Annotated in this window: 22 protein-coding genes and 1 tRNA gene; 4 read left to right on the forward strand and 19 right to left on the reverse strand. The window is 38.2% G+C overall.

The window, feature by feature from the left end; genetic code table 11:
- Positions 1-77: 77 nt before the first annotated feature.
- The 17 genes from AC1DNH_RS19535 to ilvE all read right to left on the reverse strand — a co-directional run bounded on the left by AC1DNH_RS19535 (position 78) and on the right by ilvE (position 17,575).
- Positions 78-428, reverse strand: a complete 351-nt coding sequence (locus tag AC1DNH_RS19535) for a cupin domain-containing protein (protein WP_477582595.1) — start codon at positions 426-428, stop codon at positions 78-80.
- A gap of 138 nt (positions 429-566) precedes the next feature.
- Positions 567-1,817 (reverse strand): threonine ammonia-lyase IlvA, encoded by a 1,251-nt coding sequence (gene ilvA, locus AC1DNH_RS19540; RefSeq protein WP_215125555.1) that lies wholly within the window; start codon positions 1,815-1,817, stop codon positions 567-569.
- A gap of 276 nt (positions 1,818-2,093) precedes the next feature.
- Positions 2,094-3,254, reverse strand: a complete 1,161-nt coding sequence (locus AC1DNH_RS19545) for a 2-isopropylmalate synthase (protein ID WP_083488690.1) — start codon at positions 3,252-3,254, stop codon at positions 2,094-2,096.
- Positions 3,255-3,264: 10 nt separating this feature from the next.
- Complete coding sequence (gene leuB, locus AC1DNH_RS19550) at positions 3,265-4,356, reverse strand: 3-isopropylmalate dehydrogenase (protein WP_147224934.1); 1,092 nt, start codon at positions 4,354-4,356, stop codon at positions 3,265-3,267.
- Between the two features lie 109 nt (positions 4,357-4,465).
- Entirely contained in the window at positions 4,466-5,935 is a 1,470-nt protein-coding gene (locus AC1DNH_RS19555; RefSeq protein ID WP_477582593.1) for an ATP-binding cassette domain-containing protein, read from the reverse strand.
- Positions 5,935-6,519 carry a 3-isopropylmalate dehydratase small subunit gene (gene leuD / locus AC1DNH_RS19560; protein WP_029276483.1) on the reverse strand — a complete coding sequence of 195 codons (585 nt, stop codon included), beginning with the start codon at positions 6,517-6,519 and terminating at the stop codon, positions 5,935-5,937. The genes AC1DNH_RS19555 and leuD overlap by 1 nt, the downstream gene beginning before the upstream one ends.
- A 78-nt stretch (positions 6,520-6,597) precedes the next feature.
- On the reverse strand, positions 6,598-6,891 hold the full coding sequence (locus tag AC1DNH_RS19565; protein ID WP_477582591.1) for an antibiotic biosynthesis monooxygenase family protein: 294 nt from the start codon (positions 6,889-6,891) through the stop codon (positions 6,598-6,600).
- Positions 6,892-6,972: 81 nt separating this feature from the next.
- Positions 6,973-8,379 (reverse strand): 3-isopropylmalate dehydratase large subunit, encoded by a 1,407-nt coding sequence (gene leuC, locus AC1DNH_RS19570; protein WP_477582589.1) that lies wholly within the window; start codon positions 8,377-8,379, stop codon positions 6,973-6,975.
- A gap of 104 nt (positions 8,380-8,483) precedes the next feature.
- Positions 8,484-9,965, reverse strand: a complete 1,482-nt coding sequence (gene ilvC, locus AC1DNH_RS19575) for a ketol-acid reductoisomerase (protein WP_116251731.1) — start codon at positions 9,963-9,965, stop codon at positions 8,484-8,486.
- 135 nt (positions 9,966-10,100) lie between these two features.
- Positions 10,101-10,565: a DinB family protein gene (locus AC1DNH_RS19580; protein WP_477609925.1), complete on the reverse strand. Its 465-nt coding sequence runs from the start codon at positions 10,563-10,565 to the stop codon at positions 10,101-10,103.
- An 18-nt stretch (positions 10,566-10,583) separates the two neighbouring features.
- Positions 10,584-10,973 (reverse strand): glyoxalase superfamily protein, encoded by a 390-nt coding sequence (locus AC1DNH_RS19585; protein ID WP_477609923.1) that lies wholly within the window; start codon positions 10,971-10,973, stop codon positions 10,584-10,586.
- 1 nt (position 10,974) lies between these two features.
- Positions 10,975-11,613, reverse strand: a complete 639-nt coding sequence (ilvN, locus tag AC1DNH_RS19590; protein ID WP_116251728.1) for an acetolactate synthase small subunit — start codon at positions 11,611-11,613, stop codon at positions 10,975-10,977.
- 31 nt (positions 11,614-11,644) lie between these two features.
- On the reverse strand, positions 11,645-13,396 hold the full coding sequence (gene ilvB / locus AC1DNH_RS19595) for a biosynthetic-type acetolactate synthase large subunit (protein WP_057931986.1): 1,752 nt from the start codon (positions 13,394-13,396) through the stop codon (positions 11,645-11,647).
- A gap of 21 nt (positions 13,397-13,417) precedes the next feature.
- Entirely contained in the window at positions 13,418-14,008 is a 591-nt protein-coding gene (locus AC1DNH_RS19600) for an ORF6N domain-containing protein (RefSeq protein WP_477583200.1), read from the reverse strand.
- Between the two features lie 48 nt (positions 14,009-14,056).
- Positions 14,057-15,739 carry a dihydroxy-acid dehydratase gene (gene ilvD / locus AC1DNH_RS19605; protein ID WP_477583201.1) on the reverse strand — a complete coding sequence of 561 codons (1,683 nt, stop codon included), beginning with the start codon at positions 15,737-15,739 and terminating at the stop codon, positions 14,057-14,059.
- A 242-nt stretch (positions 15,740-15,981) separates the two neighbouring features.
- Positions 15,982-16,560, reverse strand: a complete 579-nt coding sequence (locus AC1DNH_RS19610) for an O-methyltransferase (RefSeq protein ID WP_477583202.1) — start codon at positions 16,558-16,560, stop codon at positions 15,982-15,984.
- 124 nt (positions 16,561-16,684) lie between these two features.
- Positions 16,685-17,575: a branched-chain-amino-acid transaminase gene (gene ilvE / locus AC1DNH_RS19615; protein WP_057931982.1), complete on the reverse strand. Its 891-nt coding sequence runs from the start codon at positions 17,573-17,575 to the stop codon at positions 16,685-16,687.
- A gap of 698 nt (positions 17,576-18,273) precedes the next feature.
- On the opposite strand from ilvE, the gene AC1DNH_RS19620 reads away from it, so the two are divergent.
- Positions 18,274-19,227 carry an alpha/beta fold hydrolase gene (locus tag AC1DNH_RS19620; protein ID WP_477609677.1) on the forward strand — a complete coding sequence of 318 codons (954 nt, stop codon included), beginning with the start codon at positions 18,274-18,276 and terminating at the stop codon, positions 19,225-19,227.
- A 107-nt stretch (positions 19,228-19,334) separates the two neighbouring features.
- On the opposite strand, the gene atpC is transcribed toward AC1DNH_RS19620, so the two are convergent.
- Both atpC and atpD read right to left on the reverse strand, forming a co-directional pair.
- The gene (gene atpC, locus AC1DNH_RS19625; protein WP_029276466.1) at positions 19,335-19,580 is read right to left on the reverse strand and encodes an ATP synthase F1 subunit epsilon; all 246 of its coding nucleotides are present in this window, start codon (positions 19,578-19,580) and stop codon (positions 19,335-19,337) included.
- 86 nt (positions 19,581-19,666) lie between these two features.
- Positions 19,667-21,169 (reverse strand): F0F1 ATP synthase subunit beta, encoded by a 1,503-nt coding sequence (gene atpD / locus AC1DNH_RS19630; RefSeq protein WP_029276465.1) that lies wholly within the window; start codon positions 21,167-21,169, stop codon positions 19,667-19,669.
- A gap of 161 nt (positions 21,170-21,330) precedes the next feature.
- On the opposite strand from atpD, the gene AC1DNH_RS19635 reads away from it, so the two are divergent.
- The 3 genes from AC1DNH_RS19635 to AC1DNH_RS19645 all read left to right on the forward strand — a co-directional run bounded on the left by AC1DNH_RS19635 (position 21,331) and on the right by AC1DNH_RS19645 (position 22,976).
- Positions 21,331-22,239 (forward strand): SDR family oxidoreductase, encoded by a 909-nt coding sequence (locus AC1DNH_RS19635; protein ID WP_477609675.1) that lies wholly within the window; start codon positions 21,331-21,333, stop codon positions 22,237-22,239.
- A 99-nt stretch (positions 22,240-22,338) separates the two neighbouring features.
- A complete protein-coding gene (locus AC1DNH_RS19640; RefSeq protein WP_477585264.1) occupies positions 22,339-22,803 on the forward strand; it encodes a redoxin domain-containing protein in 465 nt (154 codons plus the stop codon).
- A 99-nt stretch (positions 22,804-22,902) separates the two neighbouring features.
- Positions 22,903-22,976: transfer RNA gene (locus AC1DNH_RS19645), tRNA-Arg, on the forward strand.
- The last annotated feature ends 177 nt before the right edge of the window (positions 22,977-23,153 follow it).

A 23,153-nucleotide genomic window follows, 5' to 3' on the forward strand; every position in this document is an offset into this window, starting at 1 on the left:
ACTAGTAAAACTTCGGAGGTTTGCAGGATAGATGCTGATCCCGAAGGTTCGGGACAGCATGACGACATAACCAAATCTTATTTCAAAAAATCTTCTCTATGTGGATTAAAAATATCAATCAATAAACCCGCTTCTAAACAAAATACACCATGAAATACATTTGATGGGGCAAAGAAAACATCACCTTCATTTAAAATTTTCTTATCATCACCCATGGTTACTTCAAAACTTCCTTTTGCTACATAGCTCATTTGTAAATGAGGATGATTGTGAATGGTACCAATGGCATCTTTTTCAAATTCCACTTTAACCAACATCAACTGATTATCGTAAGCCATAATTTTGCGTTTAACGCCTGCTCCTAAATCTTCCCAATCAATATCGCTGTCAGCAATTAATGCCTTGTTGCTTAAGTCTTTGAAATTCATTTTTCTCTATTAAGATGTGTCATGTTGAGCTTGTCGAAACACTGTGATTGTCCTTCGACAGGCTCAGGATGACAAAGGAATTAAATTATACTTTGCGTGCTTAGCGAAAAACTTTGCGCCCTTCGCGGTTAAATAACCTTAAACCAAATACTCAAACAAAGTCTGATCCTGGTTTAGCTCAATAATTTCAAATTTAAAATCTTTCATGCGTTGTAATAAACTTGCATAATCGTTTTTATTAGAAAGTTCAATACCAACCAAAGCGGGGCCATTTTCTTTATTTGTTTTTTTAATAAACTCGAAACGGGTAATGTCATCCTGTGGACCTAAAACTTCATTCACAAATAACTTTAAAGCACCTGGTCTTTGTGGGAAACGTACAATGAAATAATGTTTCAAGCCTTCGAAAAGCAAAGATTTCTCTTTAATCTCCTGCATACGCTCAATATCGTTATTTCCACCGCTTACGATACAAACTACCGTTTTACCGGCAATCTGGTCTTTAAGCTGATCTAATGCAGCCACAGACAGTGCTCCCGCAGGTTCAACCACAATGGCATCTTCGTTATACAATTTTAAAATGGTCGTACAGATTTTTCCTTCAGGGATTAAATGCATCTGATCAAGCAGTTCCTTACAATATTCGTAAGTGATATGGCCAATTCTTTTTACAGCTGCACCATCCACAAATCGGTCTATTTCTTCTAAGGTAAACGGACCACCATATTCCATCGCCGTAACCATTGATGGTGCACCAAGTGGTTCAACACCAACTAATTTCACTTCAGGCTTAACGGTTTTCATGTAAGCGCTTACACCCGATGCCAAACCGCCTCCACCAACCGGCATTACAATCATATCCAGGTCAGGTAGATCTTCGTAAATTTCTACACCAACCGTTGCCTGTCCTTCAATTACTTTTTCATCATCGAAAGGTGGAATAAAAGTGGCTGATTTTTCGGCACTATAAGCTAAAGCTTCTTTTAAACAATCATCAAAAGTATCGCCTACTAAAACCACTTCAACATTGTCGCCACCAAACATGTAAGTTTGTTTAACCTTTTGTTTCGGTGTAATCTCTGGCATAAAAATCACCCCTTTAATGCCGAGTTTTTTACATGAATAGGCCACGCCTTGTGCATGGTTCCCCGCACTTGCACAAACTACACCGTTAATTAATGCATCTTGTGGCAAGGAGCTAATTTTATTGTAAGCACCACGCAATTTGTACGAGCGTACAATTTGCAAGTCTTCTCTTTTTAAATAAATATTGGCATTGTAATGAGCAGAAAGTCCGGCGTTAAACTCTAAAGGTGTACGTTTTACCACCCCTTTTAACCTTTGCGATGCAGATAAAAAATCTAATGTATTCGGTGTTGTAGTATTCATTGTTGTAGTATCAAGTAGAGAGAATCAAGTACCAAGACTGATATTCTCTTATATTTTTTGTAAAGCAGGGTTTGGTGTTCCATCGGTTGCAGCTGTCCTGCTTTACATTTTATTTCGCTGCGCTTCATGCTCATTTCAATCAGGTTTAGGTGAACTAAGTGTTTGTGTTTCAAACTTAAATCCTCCCCTGTCCCCTCCCAAAGGGGGGCACCCCTCAAAGTTTTTTTGAGGCAATTCGCCGATCGCTTTTAGCTTTGGTCCTTAACCTTTCAGCTTTTACGCCAAATGCAAAGCAACCAATTGGTTTAAATCGTAATCGTTAATGCCTTGTTTGCTATCGGCTAAAACCAAAAATTGTTTGTAAACAATATCTAAATGATCTTTTTCCAATTTATGGCCTAAACGGTCTAAATGGTGTTTTAAAGCATGGCGTCCGCTTCTTGCAGTCAATACAATAGTTGCATCAGGGAAACCAACATCTTCTGGTTTAATAATTTCGTAGTTTTCACGGTTTTTCAAGAAACCATCCTGGTGGATACCTGAGCTATGTGAAAATGCATTTCCACCAACAATTGCTTTGTTCGGTTGTACCGGCATGTTCATCTGGTTCCGCACCATATGGCTCATTTCATAGAAACGGGTCGCATCAATTTGGGTGTTTAAGCCTAAAATCTTGTGCGTTTTCAAAATCATGACGACTTCTTCCATAGATGTATTGCCTGCACGCTCTCCGATGCCGTTAATGGTACATTCTACCTGGCGGGCACCATTTTGTAAGCCTGCGATAGAATTCGCTGTAGCCAAGCCTAAATCGTTGTGGCAGTGCACAGAGATAATGGCTTTATCGATATTTTTTACGTTCTCTTTCAAAAAAAGAATTTTCGAGCCATACTGATCTGGTAAGCAATATCCGTTGGTATCTGGAATATTTACCACGGTGGCACCGGCAGCAATTACTGCTTCAACCATTTTAGCTAAAAATTCGATATCGGCACGGCCGGCATCCTCTGCGTAGAATTCAACATCTTCCACAAATTTTTTCGAATACCTTACGGCTTCAACAGCACGTTCCAAAATTTCTTCGCGGGTACTGTTAAACTTATGTTTAATGTGGAAATCGGATGAACCGATCCCTGTGTGGATACGTGGTCTTTTTGCATAACGTAAAGCATCTGCAGCAACATCGATATCATTTTTATTTGCACGGGTTAACGCACAGATAATCGGGTTGGTAACTGCTTTTGATAATTCAATTACACTGTTAAAATCTCCTGGACTAGATACCGGGAAACCAGCTTCAATCACATCAACACCTAAAAGCTCAAGTGATTTAGCGATTTCTACTTTTTGGTTTGTATCTAACTGGCAGCCTGGAACCTGCTCACCGTCACGCAATGTCGTGTCGAAAATATAAACTTTGTTTGGGTCGTGAATCATAATCTTAAGTTTAGGAAGTGATTAATTTTTGTGATAAGAATTTAAGAACCAATTTGCCCATTTCGGCTGTGCCTAAAACTTTAAACCGGTTTGTATTTTGGTCGGCAATGTCATGTGTTCTAAAACCTTCTTTCAATACCTGGTCGATGGTGTCAACCAATAATTTGGCTTCTTCTTTTAGTCCGAAGCCAATTTCTAACATTAGTGCTGCCGATAGGATAGAAGCCAATGGATTAGCTAAATCTTTACCTGCAATATCGTGTGCAGAACCGTGGATCGGCTCGAAGAAACCTGTGCTTTCGCCAACAGATGCCGAAGCCAGCATACCCATTGAACCTGCAATCTGCGAAGCCTCATCTGTTAAAATATCTCCAAATAAATTGGCGGTTAAAACCACATCGAATTTTTTAGGGTTTTTGATCAACTGCATGGCTGCATTATCGATAAACATATGCTCTGTTTCTACATCAGGATATTGTTTTGCAATTTCCTGAACAGTTTCGCGCCATAAGCGAGAGCTTTCTAAAACATTGGCTTTATCTACCGAACATAATCTTTTGTTACGTTGCTGTGCAGCCTGGTAAGCTTTATGTGCAATGCGTTCTACTTCATAACGGTGGTAAATCATTAAATCTGAAGCCGTATTACGGTCCTCCGAGCGTGTTTTTTCACCAAAGTAAACATCACCTGTTAATTCGCGGAAGAACAAAATATCGGTTCCTCTTAAAATTTCCGGTTTGATGCTCGATGCCTGAAGAAGTTCATCAAATAGTAATATTGGGCGGAGATTAGCGAATAAACCCAGTTCCTTACGGATTTTTAATAGACCTTGTTCTGGTCTAACTTTTAAACTTGGGTCGTTATCATATTTGGCGTGGCCAATGGCTCCAAAAAGGATAGCATCACTTTGTCTTGCTTTTTCTAACGTTTCATCTGGCAAAGGCTCGCCGGTAACTTCAATAGCCGCATGGCCCATTAAAGCTTCTTCGAACACAAATTCATGGCCAAAAATTTCGGCAATTTTTTCTAATGCTGCTTTTCCCCAAGTGGTAACCTCGGGCCCAATACCATCTCCAGGTATTACTAAAATGTTCTTCTTCATTGTTGACTCCTCTTTTGCTTTACAATTGCTTATTGGTTGCCACGGAAGCACAGAAATCACAGAAAAATTTTGTTTCCGTGTTCACCGTGTTTCCGTGGCCAAGCTTGCATCAGCTTAATATTTCTGTGTTTAAACTTTCGACGACTTTTACCTCGCCTTTTTCTAACAATATTCTTTTTTCTATGCAGGTTGGCAGCTGCGATTCAAAATGGCCAACGTAAATTAAGGTCATCCCGTTGCTGCACAATTCATCAACCAATTGGTTAAAATGTTTTGTTTGCTGTTGGTCTAAACCCTGGCAAGGTTCATCCAGAATTAACAGTTCCGGATTTTTTATAATCGTTCGCGCTAACAATACCAATCGCTGTTTACCGAGTGGAAGTGCGGTTAATAATTCATTTTTGTTTTCGGTTAATCCAAAATACTCAATCAGCTCATCAACTTGTGCTCTTTTGCTATAAGGCAATTGCTGAAACAGCCCCACGGTATCGTAAAAGCCCGAAGCAATGCATTTCCAAACGGTTGAAGTGGCATCGAAATACCAATGAAACTCCGGCGATATTAAACCAATATGCTGCTTAATATCCCAAATGCTTTCGCCAGTTCCACGCCTGTTGCCAAACAAATAAAGCTCGTTGGCGTAAGATTGGGGGTGATCGCCGTTGATTAAACTCAATAAAGTAGATTTTCCTGAGCCATTAGGGCCTTGCAATAACCATTTTTCGCCAGCTTTAACTTCCCAGTTGATGTTTTTTAGCACCTGTTTTTCGCCATAGCTGATGTTGACATCAACCATCGTTACCATATCAGTTGATGAATAAATTGGCGACTCCTTTAAAAAAGCGGGGATTTTCCTTTTATGTATTTCAGGTGGAAGATCTCCAATTTCTCTTGAAAATGAGCTTACAATCTGCCCGTCTATAATCTCCGCAAAAGAATCGATGCTTTCTGGAAATTCTAAATCATTACAGATTAAAATTAATTGTACACCTTCTGCTGTAATCTGGTCTAAAAGTGTATTCAGGTTTTTGCGCGATGCTTTATCTAAACCGGTATAAGGCTGATCGATAATTAACAATTGAGGTTTTAACCATAAGGCTTTAACCAGCTGCAGTTTTTTATGTTCGCCGCTTGATAATTCGATTAGCTGTGAACTGGCAAAAGTAGCAAAGCCCAGTGCTTCTAAAATGGGTTCAACCAGATCGAAATGAAGCCCTTTTTCTTTGCCGTAAGCTACCAGTTCTGCATGTACTGTTAAAGTATCATTGGCCTGTAAACTGGTGTAGCGTTGCTGATAATAAAAGTTTGCAACACCTTCGAGATTTTTAAACTGATACCAGCTTTCTACAAATAAAACTTCGGCCGGTAATTTACTTTGGGCGTCGTAATTGATTTCAATACTACCTTGAGAAGGAATTAAACCCGCAATCGCTTTAGCCAAAGAAGTTTTTCCACTGCCACTTTCGCCCCATAAAACCCAGTTTTGGCACACATTTACTTCCCAATACAAATCCTTTAGTACCGCTTTATTGCGGTAACTTAAGTTTAGGTTTTGTATGTAGACAAATGGTTTAAGCATTATTTTGCTTGTTCAAATTCTGCGATTAATTCTTTTTGGGCCAAGATGAAATCGATATCATCATAACCGTTTATCAAACACGATTTTTTGTAAGGATTGATCTCAAATGATTCTTGAGCACCAGTTTCTACAATGGTAACCGTTTGATTTTCTAAATCAACTTCTAGGGCTGATTTTGGATTGTTGTCAACCGCGTTGAAAATCTGCGCCAAGAATTCATCACTTACCTGGATGGGTAATAAACCATTGTTCAAGGCATTTCCTTTAAAGATGTCGGCAAAGAAACTGCTGATTACCGCGTCAAAACCAGCATCTTGAATAGCCCATGCAGCGTGCTCGCGACTACTGCCACAGCCGAAGTTTTTTCCTGCTACTAAAACCTGGCCGCTATAGGTTGGGTTATTCATCACGAAATCAGCTTTAGGCTGGTTATCGTTTTCATAACGCCAATCGCGGAACAAGTTTTCGCCAAAACCCTCGCGGGTAGTCGCTTTTAGAAACCTCGCAGGGATAATCTGGTCGGTATCGATGTTCTCTATATTTAAAGGCACTACTGCCGATGTTAATTTTGTGAATTTTTTCATTATTAATGACGATTACACAGATTTAAATGATTTCACCGATTGGGGTGATTTCACTGATTTAATATTTATTATAAACCTTCAGCCTTCCACCTTAGTAAAGTGTTCAACTGTTGGGAAGGGATCATAAAAGTGATGTAATAACTTTTTCCAATCCTGGTATGCTGCTGACCCTCTGAAACCTTCGGTATGTGCCTCCAGTGTTTTCCAGTTTACCAACAGGATATATTTATTTTCTACCTCTATACATTTTTGAAGCTGATGCGAAATGTAACCTTCCATTGAGGAAATGATTTTTTGTGCTTTGTTAAAAGCTTTTTCAAAATCAGCCGATAATCCGGCTTTTACATTTAATATGGCAACTTCTAGTATCATATATTTTAAAGTTGTCATTCTGAGGAACGAAGAATCTGTTTCTTAGCTTGCAGATGCTTCATTCTTCAGTATGACTTTATTTTAAGCCTTCTCCAACAAATCCCTTACATCAGTAATTTTTCCGGTTACAGCAGCAGCTGCTGCAGTAAGTGGACTGGCCAATAATGTACGTGCATTTTGCCCTTGTCTGCCTTCGAAGTTTCTGTTTGATGTAGATACACAATATTTACCTGCCGGGATTTTATCTTCGTTCATACCTAAACAGGCACTACAGCCTGGTTCGCGTAATTGGAAACCAGCGGCTTCGAAAATTTTATCCAAACCTTCGTTTTTAGCTTGTTGCTCAACTTGTTTCGATCCTGGAACAATCCAAACCGTAACATTATCGGCTTTGCGTTTATCTTTAACAAAATCGGCAACTTCGCGTAAATCTTCAATGCGTGAGTTGGTACAGCTTCCGATGAATACATAATCAACCGGTTTCCCGATTAATGAGGAATCGTCATCAAAGCCCATATAATCTAACGCTTTCTGGTACGAAAGTTTTTCTTTTTCTGGTTGTGCACCAGTTGCCGGAATATGTTCCTGAATACCCATACCCATTCCTGGGTTTGTACCATAGGTAATCATAGGTGCGATATCTGCTGCATCGAAAGTTAAAACACTATCGAATTTCGCATCAGCATCGCTATATAATGTTTTCCAATAAGCTAAAGCTTTATCCCACTCTTCGCCAGCTGGAGCAAATTCTCTTCCTTTAATGTAATCGAAAGTGGTTTGGTCAGGTGCAATTAATCCACCGCGTGCACCCATTTCGATACTCATGTTACAGATCGTCATACGGGCTTCCATACTTAAAGCTTCGATTGCTGAACCTGCGTATTCTATAAAATAACCTGTACCGCCTGCGGCAGAGATTTTAGCAATAATGTATAAGATAATGTCTTTAGCGCCAACACCTTTTTCAAGCTCGCCGTTTACCTCAATTTTCATGGTTTTAGGTTTCGACTGCAATAAACATTGCGTTGCAAAAACCTGCTCTACCTGCGAAGTACCGATACCAAATGCAATGGCACCAAAAGCACCATGGGTTGAGGTATGGCTATCGCCGCAAACCATGGTTTTACCTGGTAAGGTGATACCCAACTCAGGGCCGATAACATGTACAATGCCTTGAAAAGGATGGCCTAAACCATACAGTTCTACACCAAATTCTGCACAATTTTTGGTTAACATATCCACCTGATAGCGCGAAAGCTCCTCTTTAATTGGCAATAACTGATTTAACGTAGGTACGTTATGATCGGCAGTTGCAACAGTTTGCTTCGGACGAAAAACAGGTAATCCTCTTTTACGCAAACCATCAAACGCCTGCGGAGAGGTTACCTCATGTATTAAGTGTGTATCAATGTATAAAATATCAGGAAATCCTTCTTCACTTTTTACAACGTGAGCATCCCAAATTTTTTCTACTAATGTTTTTGACATTTTATTATTATTTAATGTTTGTCAGTCTGAGCCTGTCGAAGACTTTTTCGTTATAGAAACAAAAAGAGTTCCTTCGACAAGCTCAGGATGACATTCTTTTGTTTCTATGCAGTTTTAATCGCTTTCATTGCAGTCATTGCTTTACGCAAAGTTGCTCCAATCTGTTCTACCTGGTGAGAGCGGATAGCCTCGTTGATATCGATTAATTGTCTGTTATCAACAGCGCCATCTTTACCTTCATTGAAGTTTTTACCAACTAGATCAGTATCTACTTTTTTCATGAAATCGCCCAAAAGCGGTTTACAAGCCTGATCGAACAAATAACAACCGTATTCAGCAGTATCAGAAATAACACGGTTCATTTCGAACAATTTCTTACGTGCAATGGTGTTGGCAATAAGTGGTGTTTCGTGTAACGATTCGTAGTAAGCCGACTCTGGTTTGATACCTGCCTGTACCATGGTTTCGAAAGCCAATTCAACACCAGCGCGAACAAAAGCTACCATTAAAGTATAGTTATCGAAATATTCCTGCTCACCGATTTTAACATCACCAGCAGGCGTTTTTTCGAAAGCAGTTTCGCCGGTTTCAGCTCTCCATTTTAATAAATTTTTATCTCCGTTTGCCCAATCTTCCATCATGGTCCGGCTAAATTCGCCACTCATAATATCATCCTGGTGTTTTTGAAATAATGGACGCATAATATCTTTCAATTCTTCCGAAATTTCGAAAGCTTTGATTTTAGCTACATTGCTTAATCTGTCCATCATGGCCGTAATACCACCTTGTTTTAAGGCTTCGGTAATTACCTCAACACCATATTGAACCAATTTAGAAGCATAACCTGCATCGATTCCTTTTTCTACCATTTTATCGAAAGATAGGATAGAACCTGTTTGCAATAAACCACAAAGGATGGTTTGCTCGCCCATTAAATCTGATTTTACCTCAGCTACGAAAGATGATTTTAATACACCAGCTCTGTGACCGCCTGTACCTGCGCAATATGCTTTTGCCTGTGCCAATCCTTTACCTTGAGGATCGTTTTCAGGGTGAACTGCAATTAAGGTAGGAACACCAAAACCACGAACATATTCTGCTCTAACTTCGCTACCTGGGCATTTAGGCGCAACCATAATAACGGTTAAATCTTTACGGATCTGCATACCTTCTTCAACGATATTGAAACCGTGAGAATATAACAAAGTAGCTCCTTCTTTCATTAAAGGCATAATTGCATTTACAACAGCAGTATGTTGTTTATCTGGAGTAAGGTTAATTACTACATCTGCATTTGGAATCAGTTCTTCGTAAGTGCCAACTGTAAAATTGTTTTCAGTTGCATTTTTCCACGAATCGCGTTTGCCTTCAATTGCTTCCTTACGTAAAGTGTAGCTTACATCTAAACCACTATCTCTTAAATTTAAACCTTGGTTTAAGCCTTGTGCGCCACAACCTACAATTACCAGTTTTTTACCTTTTAATGCGCTAACGCCATCTAAAAATTCAGAACTGTCCATGAAGTCGCAAACACCTAATTGGTTTAATTTTTCTCTAAGAGGTAATGTGTTAAAATAATTTGCCATTGTTTTTTATTGGTTAATTTCTATTTAATTATCGTTATATATTCTTTTTTACTTCGGGTTGATTACACAGATGAGGTGATTACACTGGCTTTTTTTATAATCAGTTCATATCTCATCTGTTTTACATCTCCCATTTTATACCAGTTTCTTCAGCGCCCATGCATAACCTTGGTGTACATTATCGTGGCCAATAGTTGTGATCAGAATTTCTTCAATGTTGTTCATCTGTACGCCATAGGTAGCTGTTGTAAAAGGAGTGATGCTCGAAAATTTTCCGTTCGCATAATCTTCTTTTATTTTTTCAATGCTTTCTAACGCGATGGTTTTCAATTCAGCTACTTCTTCTTCTATTACGGTGTAAGTTGGCTTCGTATCTTTTTTATAATACTCGTTAAATTTTACCGAAGCAGCATCTTGTAATACACCTGTACGAACATAACAAAGCGTTTGCGTGCTCACTACAACATGGCCAAAATTCCAGATAATGTTATTGTTGTAACCATCCGGAATTTTATTTAATTCTTCGATTGTTAAATCATCTATCAACTTAATAAATGCCTTGCGTGAGTTTATTATAAAATCAAATACCTCGTTCATCATATTATAATTCGTATCTATCTACTTATCGTTTTGTTTTTCAGCTTCGGTTAATGTTTCGTTAAAGGTAATCTTGTTAAAGAACGGGTCGTTTACTGTTACTGCCCAGGTTCCGTAAAAAGTTTTCTCCAAACCTGGCCTGTTGTACTTATATTTTTTATCTATTATTTCTTTATGAAATGCTCTCAATCCTATACAATCTACATATACATTTGCACCGGGAGAACTATCTCCATGGTGCTCACTTAAATGGAGTTCGATGCCTCCTAATGAAATCTGCATATAAACAGGGGTATTTTCTTCAAACGTGTGTTCCCAGTCTATTTTAAAGCCCAGCCAGTTTACGTAAAACTCTACTGCTTTATCGTAATCGAAAATTCTTAAAATTGGTATGGCTTTATTGCATTTCATATTACATTGTAAAAATCTTCCCCCCTTTTTCTAAAAACTCATTTTCTACCAATTCTTCACCTGGTTCGAAAGCTTCGAATTCCTTTAGTTTTTCGTGGAAACCTGCACTGTCTTTAATAATGGCTACTCTTGCAGATCTCACAAATTCAATTAGTTCGTAAGGTTCTAAAGCTTTCACCAAAGCATCAGTTTCTTCGCGGTGACCAGTTACTGCAAAAACGGTATAATCTTTACGGATCACTACCGCACTTGCACCGTATTGTCTTAATAAACGCTCTACGGTTACTTTTTCTGCAATTTCATCTGTAGAAACTTTGTAAAGCGCCAGTTCCTGCCAGATAATTTCTTCGTTGGTGTTGAAATAAACTTTCAATACCTCAATCTGTTTTTCTATCTGACGGGCCAGCTTTCTCACTACCTCGTAACCTTCGTGGATGACGATGTTGAAGCGGTGTATTCCTTCAATTTCTGATGCGGAACTGTTTAAGCTTTCGATATTGATTTTTCTTTTCGAGAAAATAATCGCAATCCTGTTGAGTAAACCAATGCGGTTTTCGGCGTACACCGTAATGGTATATTCCTGTTTTCCTTCTAGGTCAACGGTGTCTTCTGTATATTTTATTTTATCTTCAGTACTCATGATAGTTTCTTTTTTATCTTAAACCTCTACCTTACTTCAACCTGATTTCGCTTACACTCATTCCTTGAGGAACCATAGGGAAAACATTATTTTCTCTGCCTACCATAACCTCTAATAGGTAAGAACCTTCGTGGTTGATCATGGTCTCTAGTGCAGTTCTTAGGTTTGCACGTTCATCAACTTTGCTCGCTTCGATATAATACGATTTTGCTAAAGCAACAAAGTCAGGGCTGGTGATATTCACGAAAGAATAACGTTTATCATGAAAAAGCTGTTGCCATTGACGAACCATACCTAAAAAGCGGTTGTTCAAAATCAGAATTTTTACTGCTGCGCCAAACTGCATAATGGTACCCAGTTCCTGAGGCGTCATCTGGAAACCACCATCACCGATAATTGCGATAACGGTTTTATCAGGTGCACCATATTTAGCACCAATTGCTGCTGGTAAACCAAAACCCATTGTACCTAAACCACCAGAAGTAATGTTGCTGCGGGTATTGTTGAATTTAGCATAACGACAGGCCACCATTTGGTGCTGACCAACATCGGTAACGATTACGGCATCGCCACCACAGATTTCGTTGATGTTGCGCAATACTTCGCCCATGGTCATTTCATCACCAGTTGGATAAAGCTCGGGAGTGATGACTTGATCTATTTCCTCCTGGTTATATTGTCTGAACTTAGCTAACCAATCTTCGTGTTTGTTTTCGTTAACTAAATTGGTTAATAGGGGCAAAGTTTCTTTACAGTCGCCCCAAACACCAACTTCTGCCTTAACATTTTTATCAATTTCGGCAGGGTCAATATCTAAATGTACCACTTTAGCTTGTTTGGCATATTTATCTAAACGACCGGTTACACGGTCATCAAAACGCATACCGATGGCAATAATTACATCAGCTTCGTTGGTTAATACGTTCGGGCCATAATTACCGTGCATGCCTAACATACCTACATTTAACGGGTGTGAAGTTGGAATAGCACCTTCGCCCATAATGGTCCATGCAGCAGGGATTCCTGATTTATTGATAAAAGCTTTGAATTCTTCTTCGGCTTTACCCAAAATAACACCTTGTCCAAATAAAATGAAAGGTTTTTTTGCTGAATTGATTAATTCGGCTGCCTGCTCGATATATTCTACCCTAACTTTTGGCTTCGGGCGATAACTTCGGATGTGGTTGCACTTTACATATTCAGGAAATTCCTCCAATTGTAATTGTGCATTTTTGGTAATATCGATTAAAACAGGACCTGGTCTGCCACTTTTAGCGATATAAAAAGCTTTAGCCAATACCTCTTGAATTTCTTTGGCATCAGTAACCTGATAGTTCCATTTTGTAACCGGAGTAGTAATGTTAATCACATCAGTTTCCTGAAAAGCATCCGTTCCCAATAGGTGGGCGAAAACCTGTCCGGTGATACAAACCAATGGCGTACTATCGATTTGCGCATCTGCCAAACCAGTAACCAAATTGGTTGCACCTGGCCCGCTGGTTGCGAAAACAACACCAACTTCGCCGCTTGCTCTTGCAAAACCCTGAGCGGCGTGGATACCACCTTGCTCATGGCGAACTAAGATGTGTTCTAATTTATCAGCATAATCATAAAGAGCATCATAAATAGGCATGATTGCTCCTCCCGGATAACCGAAAATGGTGGTTACACCTTCTTCAATTAATCCATTCAACAAAACTTGCGAGCCTGTTCCTTTAAATAAGGTTTTTGAGGTTTCTGCTTTCGCCTCGTTTTGTTGTATTGTATCTTGTGCAGTTTCCATAGTTATGTTTTTGCGGTTCTACTATTCTTTAATTTTAAACCCAATTCTTTGTCTGTCGTTCCATTTTAATTGAGCAATTTTCTCGTCTATTAAATTTTCCATTGCATCATACAGCTCGTTGAGCTGAACATCATGTTCCCCAATCCGTTCTTTAATTTCTGTTAACTGTTCATTAAGGTTGCTTTGCTTCAGCAAAATTTTCCGAACGTCAACAAAGGCTCTCATAATGGCAATATTCATGTTAATTGCCTTATCACTTTTCAAAACGCCACTCAACATGGCAACCCCTTGCTCTGTAAAGGCATAAGGCAATTTTCGAGTACCTCCCCAACTTGAAGTCACAATTTGTGACTTCAAGTTGGTTCCGCCTGTCATCACAATTTGTGATGATGTACCTTGATTACTTGCATCAATCTGAAGTTTTATCTCTTCAAACTCAGCAGAAGTTAACTGAAACATAAAATCTTCAGGAAAACGCTTTATGTTACGTTTTACCGCCTGATTCTGTGCCTTCGTTTCAACTTCATAAAGCGATGCCAAATCGAAATCCAGCATTACTCTTTCTCCCCGGATTTCATAAATCCTATTCTGAATACTTTTAATTATTTGCATAATCTATTTTATTAGTAATCAATTAATCTGGGGGATGATTTTTTGATTTTAGTATTCGTCAGTTACGCAACCACTAGCTGCGTCTGAAACTGTTTTAGCATATTTATATAAAACACCTTTTGTTACTTTTAATGCTGGTTGTACATAGTTTTTTCTACGCGCTGCAATCACTTCGTCACTTACCTGTAAGCTAATGATGTTGTTTACCGCATCGATCAAAATCCGGTCTTCATCTTCTACCAAGCCTATTAAGCCACCTTTGTAGGACTCAGGTGTAATGTGACCAACCACAAATCCATGTGTACCACCAGAGAAACGTCCGTCGGTAATTAAAGCCACTGATTTGCCTAAACCAGCACCAATAATTGCTGAGGTTGGTTTTAACATTTCTGGCATACCTGGCGCACCTACCGGACCTGAATTTTTAATTACGATTACATCGCCAGGTTGAACACGTCCGCTTGAAATTCCGGCAATTAAATCGTGTTCGCCGTCGAATACACGTGCAGGGCCTTCAAATTTCTCACCTTCTTTACCACTTATTTTTGCAACAGAACCTTTTTCAGCCAGGTTTCCGTAAAGAATCTGTAGGTGACCAGTGGCTTTAATCGGCTCACTTAGTTTCTGGATGATTTTTTGATCATAATCCATAACCGATTTTACATCGGCTAAATTCTCAGCCAGGGTTTTTCCGGTAACAGTTAAACAATCGCCATGTAATAAACCCTCGTTTAATAAATATTTCAATACTGCCGGGATACCTCCATATTGATGTAAATCCTGCATTAAGTATTTTCCACTAGGTTTGAAATCGGCAAGTACGGGTGTTACATCACTCATGCGCTGGAAATCATCCTGAGAGATTTCGATACCGATAGCTTTACCCATTGCAATAAAATGTAATACTGCATTCGTACTGCCACCTAAAATGATAATAGAACGAATGGCATTTTCGAATGCTTTTCTCGTCATAATATCAGATGGTTTGATATCTTTCTCTAATAAAATTTTGATGTATTTACCCGCATCTAAACATTCTTGTTTTTTCTCCTCGCTGATTGCTGGGTTCGAAGATGAATAAGGCAAACTCATACCTAAAGCCTCAATTGCTGATGCCATTGTGTTTGCAGTATACATCCCTCCACAAGCACCTGCACCAGGGCAAGTATGTTTTATGATGCCCTGATAGTCTTCCTCAGAAAGGTTGCCACATATTTTCTGCCCCAGAGCTTCGAAAGCTGAAACGATGTTCAATTCTTCGCCTTTGTAATGGCCAGGCGCAATCGTACCACCATAAACCATAATTGAAGGGCGATCTAAACGTGCCATGGCCATAATCGCGCCAGGCATATTTTTATCACAGCCAGGGATAGAGATAATTCCATCGTAATATTGGCCACCGCAAATGGTTTCGATACTATCAGCAATTACATCGCGGCTTACCAGCGAGTAACGCATACCATCTGTACCGTTGCTCATCCCATCACTTACGCCAATGGTATTAAAAACCAAGCCCACTAAATCATTATTCCAGACCCCTTTTTTCACATCTTTTGCCAGATCGTTAAGGTGCATATTGCAGGTGTTACCATCGTAACCCATACTTGCAATACCGACCTGTGCTTTAGCCATATCAGCATCAGTTAATCCGATTCCATAAAGCATAGCTTGCGCTGCCGGTTGTGTAGGGTCTTGTGTAAATGTTTTACTGTACTTGTTTAATTCGCTCATTGTTTAAATTGTATGTATGCTGTTGTATTTCAATTATTTCTTTTTGAGGCAAAAAAAAACCGCCTCTTGTGGGAGGCGGTTTCGATATGGTATATTTTTAATATTATACGCAACGATTTCCACCTCTCTTTTGAGAAATGACAATAATTAGGTTGCTAATAATGTTTGTGTTTATATTCATGTCTTTGATGAATCACAAACATACTAACTATTTAAAAAATTAAAGAACTATTTAATCTTATTTATTTTTTTACTCCGATCACGATTCCTGTTGCCCAAACCTGCTTGGTTAAGTGCAGATCATCACGGGATTCTAAATCTTTGATCAATTTTATAGCCTTATCCTGGTGGCCATCAGGCCAATTCGATTGTGGCAGCATATCATCGATGATGTAAAGTCCGCCGGTATTAAGCATAGATATCGCCTCATCTAAAAGCAAATATTTTCCATGCCAGGTATCAGCAAAAATATAATCGAACTTTTTGTCTTTATTCTTTTCAATCCATTCCGCACCATCGGTATCAACTAATGTTAAGCGTTCATCCTCACCAAGAAAAGTTTTGGCAATCGCTAAAAATTTAGCGTCATTATCTATCGAGGTAAGTGTACTATTTTGATCTAAACCATCTAATATCCAGGAAGTAGATAAACCTGTTCCTGTTCCAAGTTCCAGAAATTTACCTGAAGGCTTGGTAGAAGCAAGTGTTCTGAGCAAAGAGCAAGTCAACACATCAGATGCCATGTCAAATCCTGATGCTTTTGTTGCACCATTAATTTGCTGGTAGGCCTTCGGGAAGTGTTGATTGATTTCTTCAGTCATTTGTTTTTAAGTACTTTCTTATTCTTTAAATTTCTTTTTTGGTTGATGGTTTTTTAGTTCATGGTATATGGCCGAATTGGCTATCAACCATTGGCTATTTAACTATCAACCAACATTCTACCTGCTATATAATCACTTCGTAATTTACTTTTTCGAGTACCAGGTTTTTATAAGCTCGCTGTATGGTATAACCGAGAGATTCTCTCCACAACGGGCGATATACGATATCATCAATTGATGCTATACCTGCTATCTCGGTTGCTGTTCCACATAAGAAAGCGCTGTCGGCATTTTTTAAATCTTCTGTAGTTAATTTTTTCTCAATGCATTCTATATCCAGAACGGTGCAAAGTTCTTTTACGGTTGCACGTGTAATTCCTGGTAAAATATTTCCTAAAGATGGTGTAAACAGTTTTCCGTCTTTTTCAAGAAAGATGTTTGCTCCAGATGCCTCGGCAACAAAACCGTGCATATCCAAAAGCAAAGCCTCGTCATAACCTTTAATATTTGCCGCAGTAGTAGCTAAAATAGAATTAACATAGTTTCCACTCAATTTCGCCTCCATTGGAATCGATTTTGGGTTTGGCCTTTCATAATCAGAAACTGTTAATTTTAACAATTTGTTACCAGAATATGCATCCCATTCCCAGGCACAGATTAAGATCGAAACCCCACTCGGCTCGTTTAATTTCATGTTCGGGTGGCAAAATACCAGGGGACGGATATAAGCATCTTTCAGTTTGTTCAACTGAAGTAATTTATAGGTTGCTGCAATTAATTCCTGTTTATCCCATGGGAAAGGAATGTTTGCCAATTGGCAAGAACGCTCTAAGCGATCGAAATGGGCCGCGGCTTTGAAAATGCGGTTGCCGTTGTGTGTTTTATAGGCTCTAATACCCTCGAAAGCAGCATAGCCGTAGTGTAGCGACTGCCCGTAAAGGTCGGTACTGCTATTTACAGCTTTTTCGAACTGTCCATCAAGGTAAATAATCGTATTAGAATTATAGTATTTCATCTGTTTATTCTTATTGTTTTTAACCGTCAGATGGAGCTTACCATGATAAATAAGCATTCCATTTTTTATTTTGACTATTTATCATGGGCGGTTCATAATACTGTCTTTTTGTTATTTAAAAAAAGCGTCCCGTTTGTATCGGGACGCTTTAGGTATATTTAGTTTTTTAAAATCTATTTAAACTGCGTCCGCTTATTACCCCATAAAATGTTTAGGAGTAGGAGGTTAAGTAAAATGACAGGTAACACTACATTACCAGCTGCTTTTGCAGTAGTAGCGGTAGAAAATATGTTGTTCTGAATAGTCATTGTTATCTTATTGTTTATAAAAACCAATTTAGTTTTTGGTTCATTAATATGCAAGAGAAATCAGAAAAAAGTTAAATAAGAATATAATTTTGAAAATGAATCTATATTCAGAATATTATTCTTAATTAGAGTTGGATTAGTTATTTAATGCCGATAGCCGTAGACCAAATATCAAAACGGTATACAGTCTGTTTGTTATGCTTGCATTATAAATTTTCTATTTTTCTGCCTAAAACGAGTTAAAGGCTGTATGAAATTGAAAATTCTGGTCAGATTTTGATGTTAAAATGCTAAGAATTATTGGTGTTTTTTTGTGGATATTAAAGTATTATTAAACTGGCTTGATTGTTTATTGTAAAGTTGTGTAATTTAATATTAGAAACTATTCCTATGAAAATAATTTATATCTTTTTTGTTGTATTAATCGTATTATTTAGTGGTTGTTCCCCGTCAGATTCAACCTCACATCTCAAAATGGGGAACCAGGCCATTTTAACTTCTGATACGGTAAAATTATCTGTTAAGGTGGCAGGCAAAGGACCTGTTTGTATCTACTTACATGGAGGCCCTGGTCAGGACTTTCTTTCCTTTGAAAAAATGGGTGGAGCAAACCTGGAGAAATGTTTAACAATGGTTTACCTGGATCAAAGAGGATCTGGTCATTCGCAAAATGCAAAAAATTATAGTTTAGACCGGATTGTTCAAGATGTTGAAGAACTGCGGTTAAAATTGGGCGTAGAAAAAGTGTACTTACTTAGTCATTCATTCGGTGGTATTCTGGCCATTAACTATGCCTTGAAGTATCCAGAACATTTATCTGGCATCATCATGGCGAATACAATAGCCCATTTCATGAATCCAAACCAGGTGAAGGAACAAATTGAATATGGATATCGGTTACTAAAAAAGGATACCACTATAAATGAAACAGATTTTAAAAAATTAATGAACGGAGCGGCGCTGGTTAGAAAAAAGTTAAGCGCGGTGCATCTTGGATATAAATATATTGCCAATGATGTAAATACCGTTATCAAAATGGACAGCATCGAAAACTCCTATAAACGTACATCAGATTTCGGAATGACTCTTTTTATGCCTTTAATGGATAGCACAAAGATGCAGAAGTATCCAGAATATTTTAAAGATTATGCTTTACTTACCAGTGAAATTAAAACACCGGCCTTGATTATAACGGGTAAGGATGATCACGCTGTTGGACCGAACTATTACAAAAATTATAAATTTAAAAACCAAAAGGTAGTGCAATTAAACGGCTCGCACATGCTTTATTATGAAAACAGTAAGGAATTTACTGTGGCGGTTTGTGATTTTGTTAAACAATAACATAAACAAAAAACCTCCCTGATTTTTAAATCGGGAGGCTTTTTGTTTTCGTCGCTCTGAGTTCTTTTACAGATGCTGAAATAAATTCAGCATGACGAATAATTAGATTAAGCGACGCCTTCAGCTAAAACCACAATTTTGTTGTGAATAGCTTCTACTACACCGCCTTTAATAAAAAAGCGTTGCTCATCAGCTTTGTTTGCTTTTATAATAACTTCTCCATCTTCTAAAGTAGAGATGATAGGGGCATGGTCTTTTAAAATCTGGAAAGAGCCTAAAGTACCAGGAACCGTAACTGCTGTTACTTCACCTTCGAAAACTTTTTTATCTGGAGTTAATATTTCTAAATTCATTTTTTTTAGATTTAAGCATCAAGTAGCTAGTATCAAGTAGCAAGATCCTGTTTATAGTCCTGATACTTAATACTCAAATCTCGATACTAGTTCGCTTCTGCTAATAATTTTTTACCTTTTTCGATCGCATCTTCAATGCTACCAACCAAGTTAAATGCAGCTTCTGGATACTCATCAACTTCACCATCCATGATCATGTTAAATCCTTTGATGGTATCTTTAATGTCAACCAATACACCTTTTAAGCCGGTAAATTGCTCAGCTACGTGGAAAGGTTGAGATAAGAAACGCTGAACACGACGTGCTCTTGATACAACTAATTTATCTTCTTCAGATAATTCGTCCATACCTAAGATCGCGATGATATCTTGTAATTCTTTATAACGTTGTAAAGTTTCTTTAACACGTTGTGCAGTGTTATAGTGCTCATCACCTAAAACAGCTGGAGAAAGGATACGTGAAGTAGAATCCAATGGATCTACCGCAGGATAAATACCTAGTTCAGCAATTTTACGCGAAAGTACTGTAGTAGCATCTAAGTGGGCAAAAGTTGTTGCCGGAGCCGGGTCAGTTAAATCATCCGCTGGTACGTATACCGCTTGTACTGATGTAATTGATCCACGTTTTGTTGAAGTAATACGCTCTTGCATTAAACCCATCTCAGTTGCCAATGTTGGTTGGTAACCTACAGCTGATGGCATACGACCTAATAAAGCCGACACCTCAGAACCTGCCTGCGTAAAACGGAAGATGTTATCAACGAAGAAAAGGATGTCTTTTCCAGCGCCTTCGCCATCACCATCACGGAAATATTCAGCAACAGTTAATCCTGATAATGCTACACGTGCACGTGCACCAGGAGGCTCGTTCATTTGACCGAAAACCAATGTTGCTTTAGATTCTTTTAATTTTTCAGTATCAACAGCTTTCAAATCCCAACCACCTTTTTCCATTGAGTGTAAGAATTCGTCACCATAGTTGATAACACCTGACTCAATAAACTCACGAAGTAAATCGTTACCCTCACGAGTACGCTCACCAACACCTGCGAATACTGACAAACCAGCATAAGCTTTAGCGATGTTGTTTACCAACTCCATAATTAATACGGTTTTGCCTACACCAGCACCACCGAATAAACCGATTTTACCACCTTTTGCGTATGGCTCTAATAAATCGATAACTTTAATACCTGTAAAAAGTACCTCAGTTTCAGTTGATAAATCTTCAAACTTAGGAGGAGTAGCATGGATAGGACGACCATCAGTTTTATCAACTGTGTTGATACCGTCAATCGCTTCACCAACTACATTAAATAAACGACCTTTAATTTGGTCGCCAACTGGCATTTTAATCGCAGCACCAGTGTCAACTACGTCCATTCCACGAACTAAACCGTCTGTAGAGTCCATCGAGATTGCGCGTACACGATCTTCACCTAAGTGCTGTTGAACTTCTAAAACAATTTTTTGTCCATTTTCTTTCGTTATCTCTAACGCATCAAAAATTTTAGGTAGATGGGCATCATTAGCAAAGCTAACGTCAACCACAGGGCCGATAATTTGTGCTATTTTTCCTAAGTTAGGCATATCTGTTGTGAGTAAATTTATTACAGTCAATGAATTAAAGCTGTTTATAGGGGCTCCAATTCGGTTGGCAAAGTTAAGTTTTTCTTACTTAATTTTAAATATATATTATAAATTTTTTCAACATGGTTTTTATAGATAATTTAGAGCCATAAATAAGGCGTATGAAAACCATTTTAACAACAGGCAGCAACGGTCTTTTAGGACAGAAATTAACTGAAAAAATTCTCGCCGAAGGAAGGGTAAAGCTTGTTGCCACTTCTAAAGGAACAAATCGCTATCCGGTAAAGGATGGGTATAGATATGCAGAAATGGATATTTTAAATGCTGTTCAGGTTAGGGAAGTTATTGAAAGATACAGCCCTGATGCCATTGTGCACACCGCCGCAATGACCAATGTTGATATTTGTGAAGCTAATAAAACGCTTTGTCGCCATCTAAATGTAGATGCAGTTCAAACGTTGATATCAATATGTGAAGAAAAAAACATTCAACTTATTCATTTAAGTACCGATTTTGTTTTTGATGGTGCCGACGGGCCATATAGAGAAGAGGATGCAGTTAATCCGGTAAGTTATTATGGCGAATCGAAAGTACTGGCGGAAGAGCTGTTGAAGAACTCAAAAGCAAACTGGGCAATCTTAAGAACAATATTGGTATATGGGATAACCAGCGATATGAGCCGGAGCAATATTGTACTTTGGGCCAAAGAGGCATTAGAAAAAGCATCGCCTATTAATGTAGTAAACGATCAATGGCGTATGCCTACTTTAGCTGAGGATTTAGCTGAAGCCTGCTTATTGGCGGTAGAAAAAAATACAAAAGGAATTTATCATGTATCGGGTAAAGATTACATGATTATTGCAGATTTAGTGCGAAAAGTTGCTGATTTTTGGGGCCTTGATCAATCATTTATTAATGAAATAAGTTCTACAGGTTTAAACCAAACAGCTAAACGACCGATTAGAACTGGTTTTGTTTTAGATAAGACCATTAAAGATCTAGATTACCGTCCACATAGTTTTGAAGAAGGCTTGGCGATTTTGGATCAGCAGATGAAAAAAGATAATTAGTTCACTGGTCATAGTTCATTTGGGGGATGCAATACTAATGAACAAATGGCCGATGAACTATTGAACCAATTAATATATTTAACCCATAAAAAATACATAATGGCATTACAAGTTGGCGATAACGCCCCTGATTTCAAATTATACAGTTCAGATTTAACCGAAATTGCGCTTTCTGGTTTCAAAGGTAAAAAAGTAATTATTCACTTTTTTCCGATGGCTTTTACCGGAACATGTACAGAACAATTATGTACCATGCGTGATAATTTTAGCTATTACGAAGGGATAGATGCACAGGTAATTGGCATCTCAGTTGATTCTCCATTCTCTTTGGCTAAGTTTAAAGAAGTTCAAAGTTATCAGTTCCCTTTATTGTCTGATTTTAACAAAGAAGTATCAGCAGCTTATGGTGCTTTTTATGATGAATTTGTGTTCGGATTGAAAGGTGTTTCCAAAAGAGCGGCTTTTGTGATCAATGAAGAAGGAAAAATAGCTTATGCAGAAGTTTTAGAAGATGCACATGAGTTGCCTGATTTTAAAGCAATTAATGATACATTAAACGCATAAAGCATATTCTGCAAAAGAATATTTTGAGATTTTTTTAAAATTTAATTGGAAATTAAAATATCAAATTATACCTTTGCAGTCCGTTAACGATACGGAAATGCATTTGTAGCTCAATTGGATAGAGCATCTCACTACGGATGAGAAGGTTTGGGGTTCGAATCCCTACAAGTGCACTTGAAGGGAGGATTGAAAAATCCTCCCTTTTTTGTCTACGATCATGACGCGTAAATCTCTCATTTTTAGTTAGTTAAATGAAAGCATATTCATGCTAGGTATTCGATAAATACCATTTTCCTAGTAAAGGTTTGAATCGAACACCAAGTCAATAAATTCTCGCTTTTCCAGTGTGT

This window comes from Pedobacter sp. 01N310 (assembly GCF_056399805.1).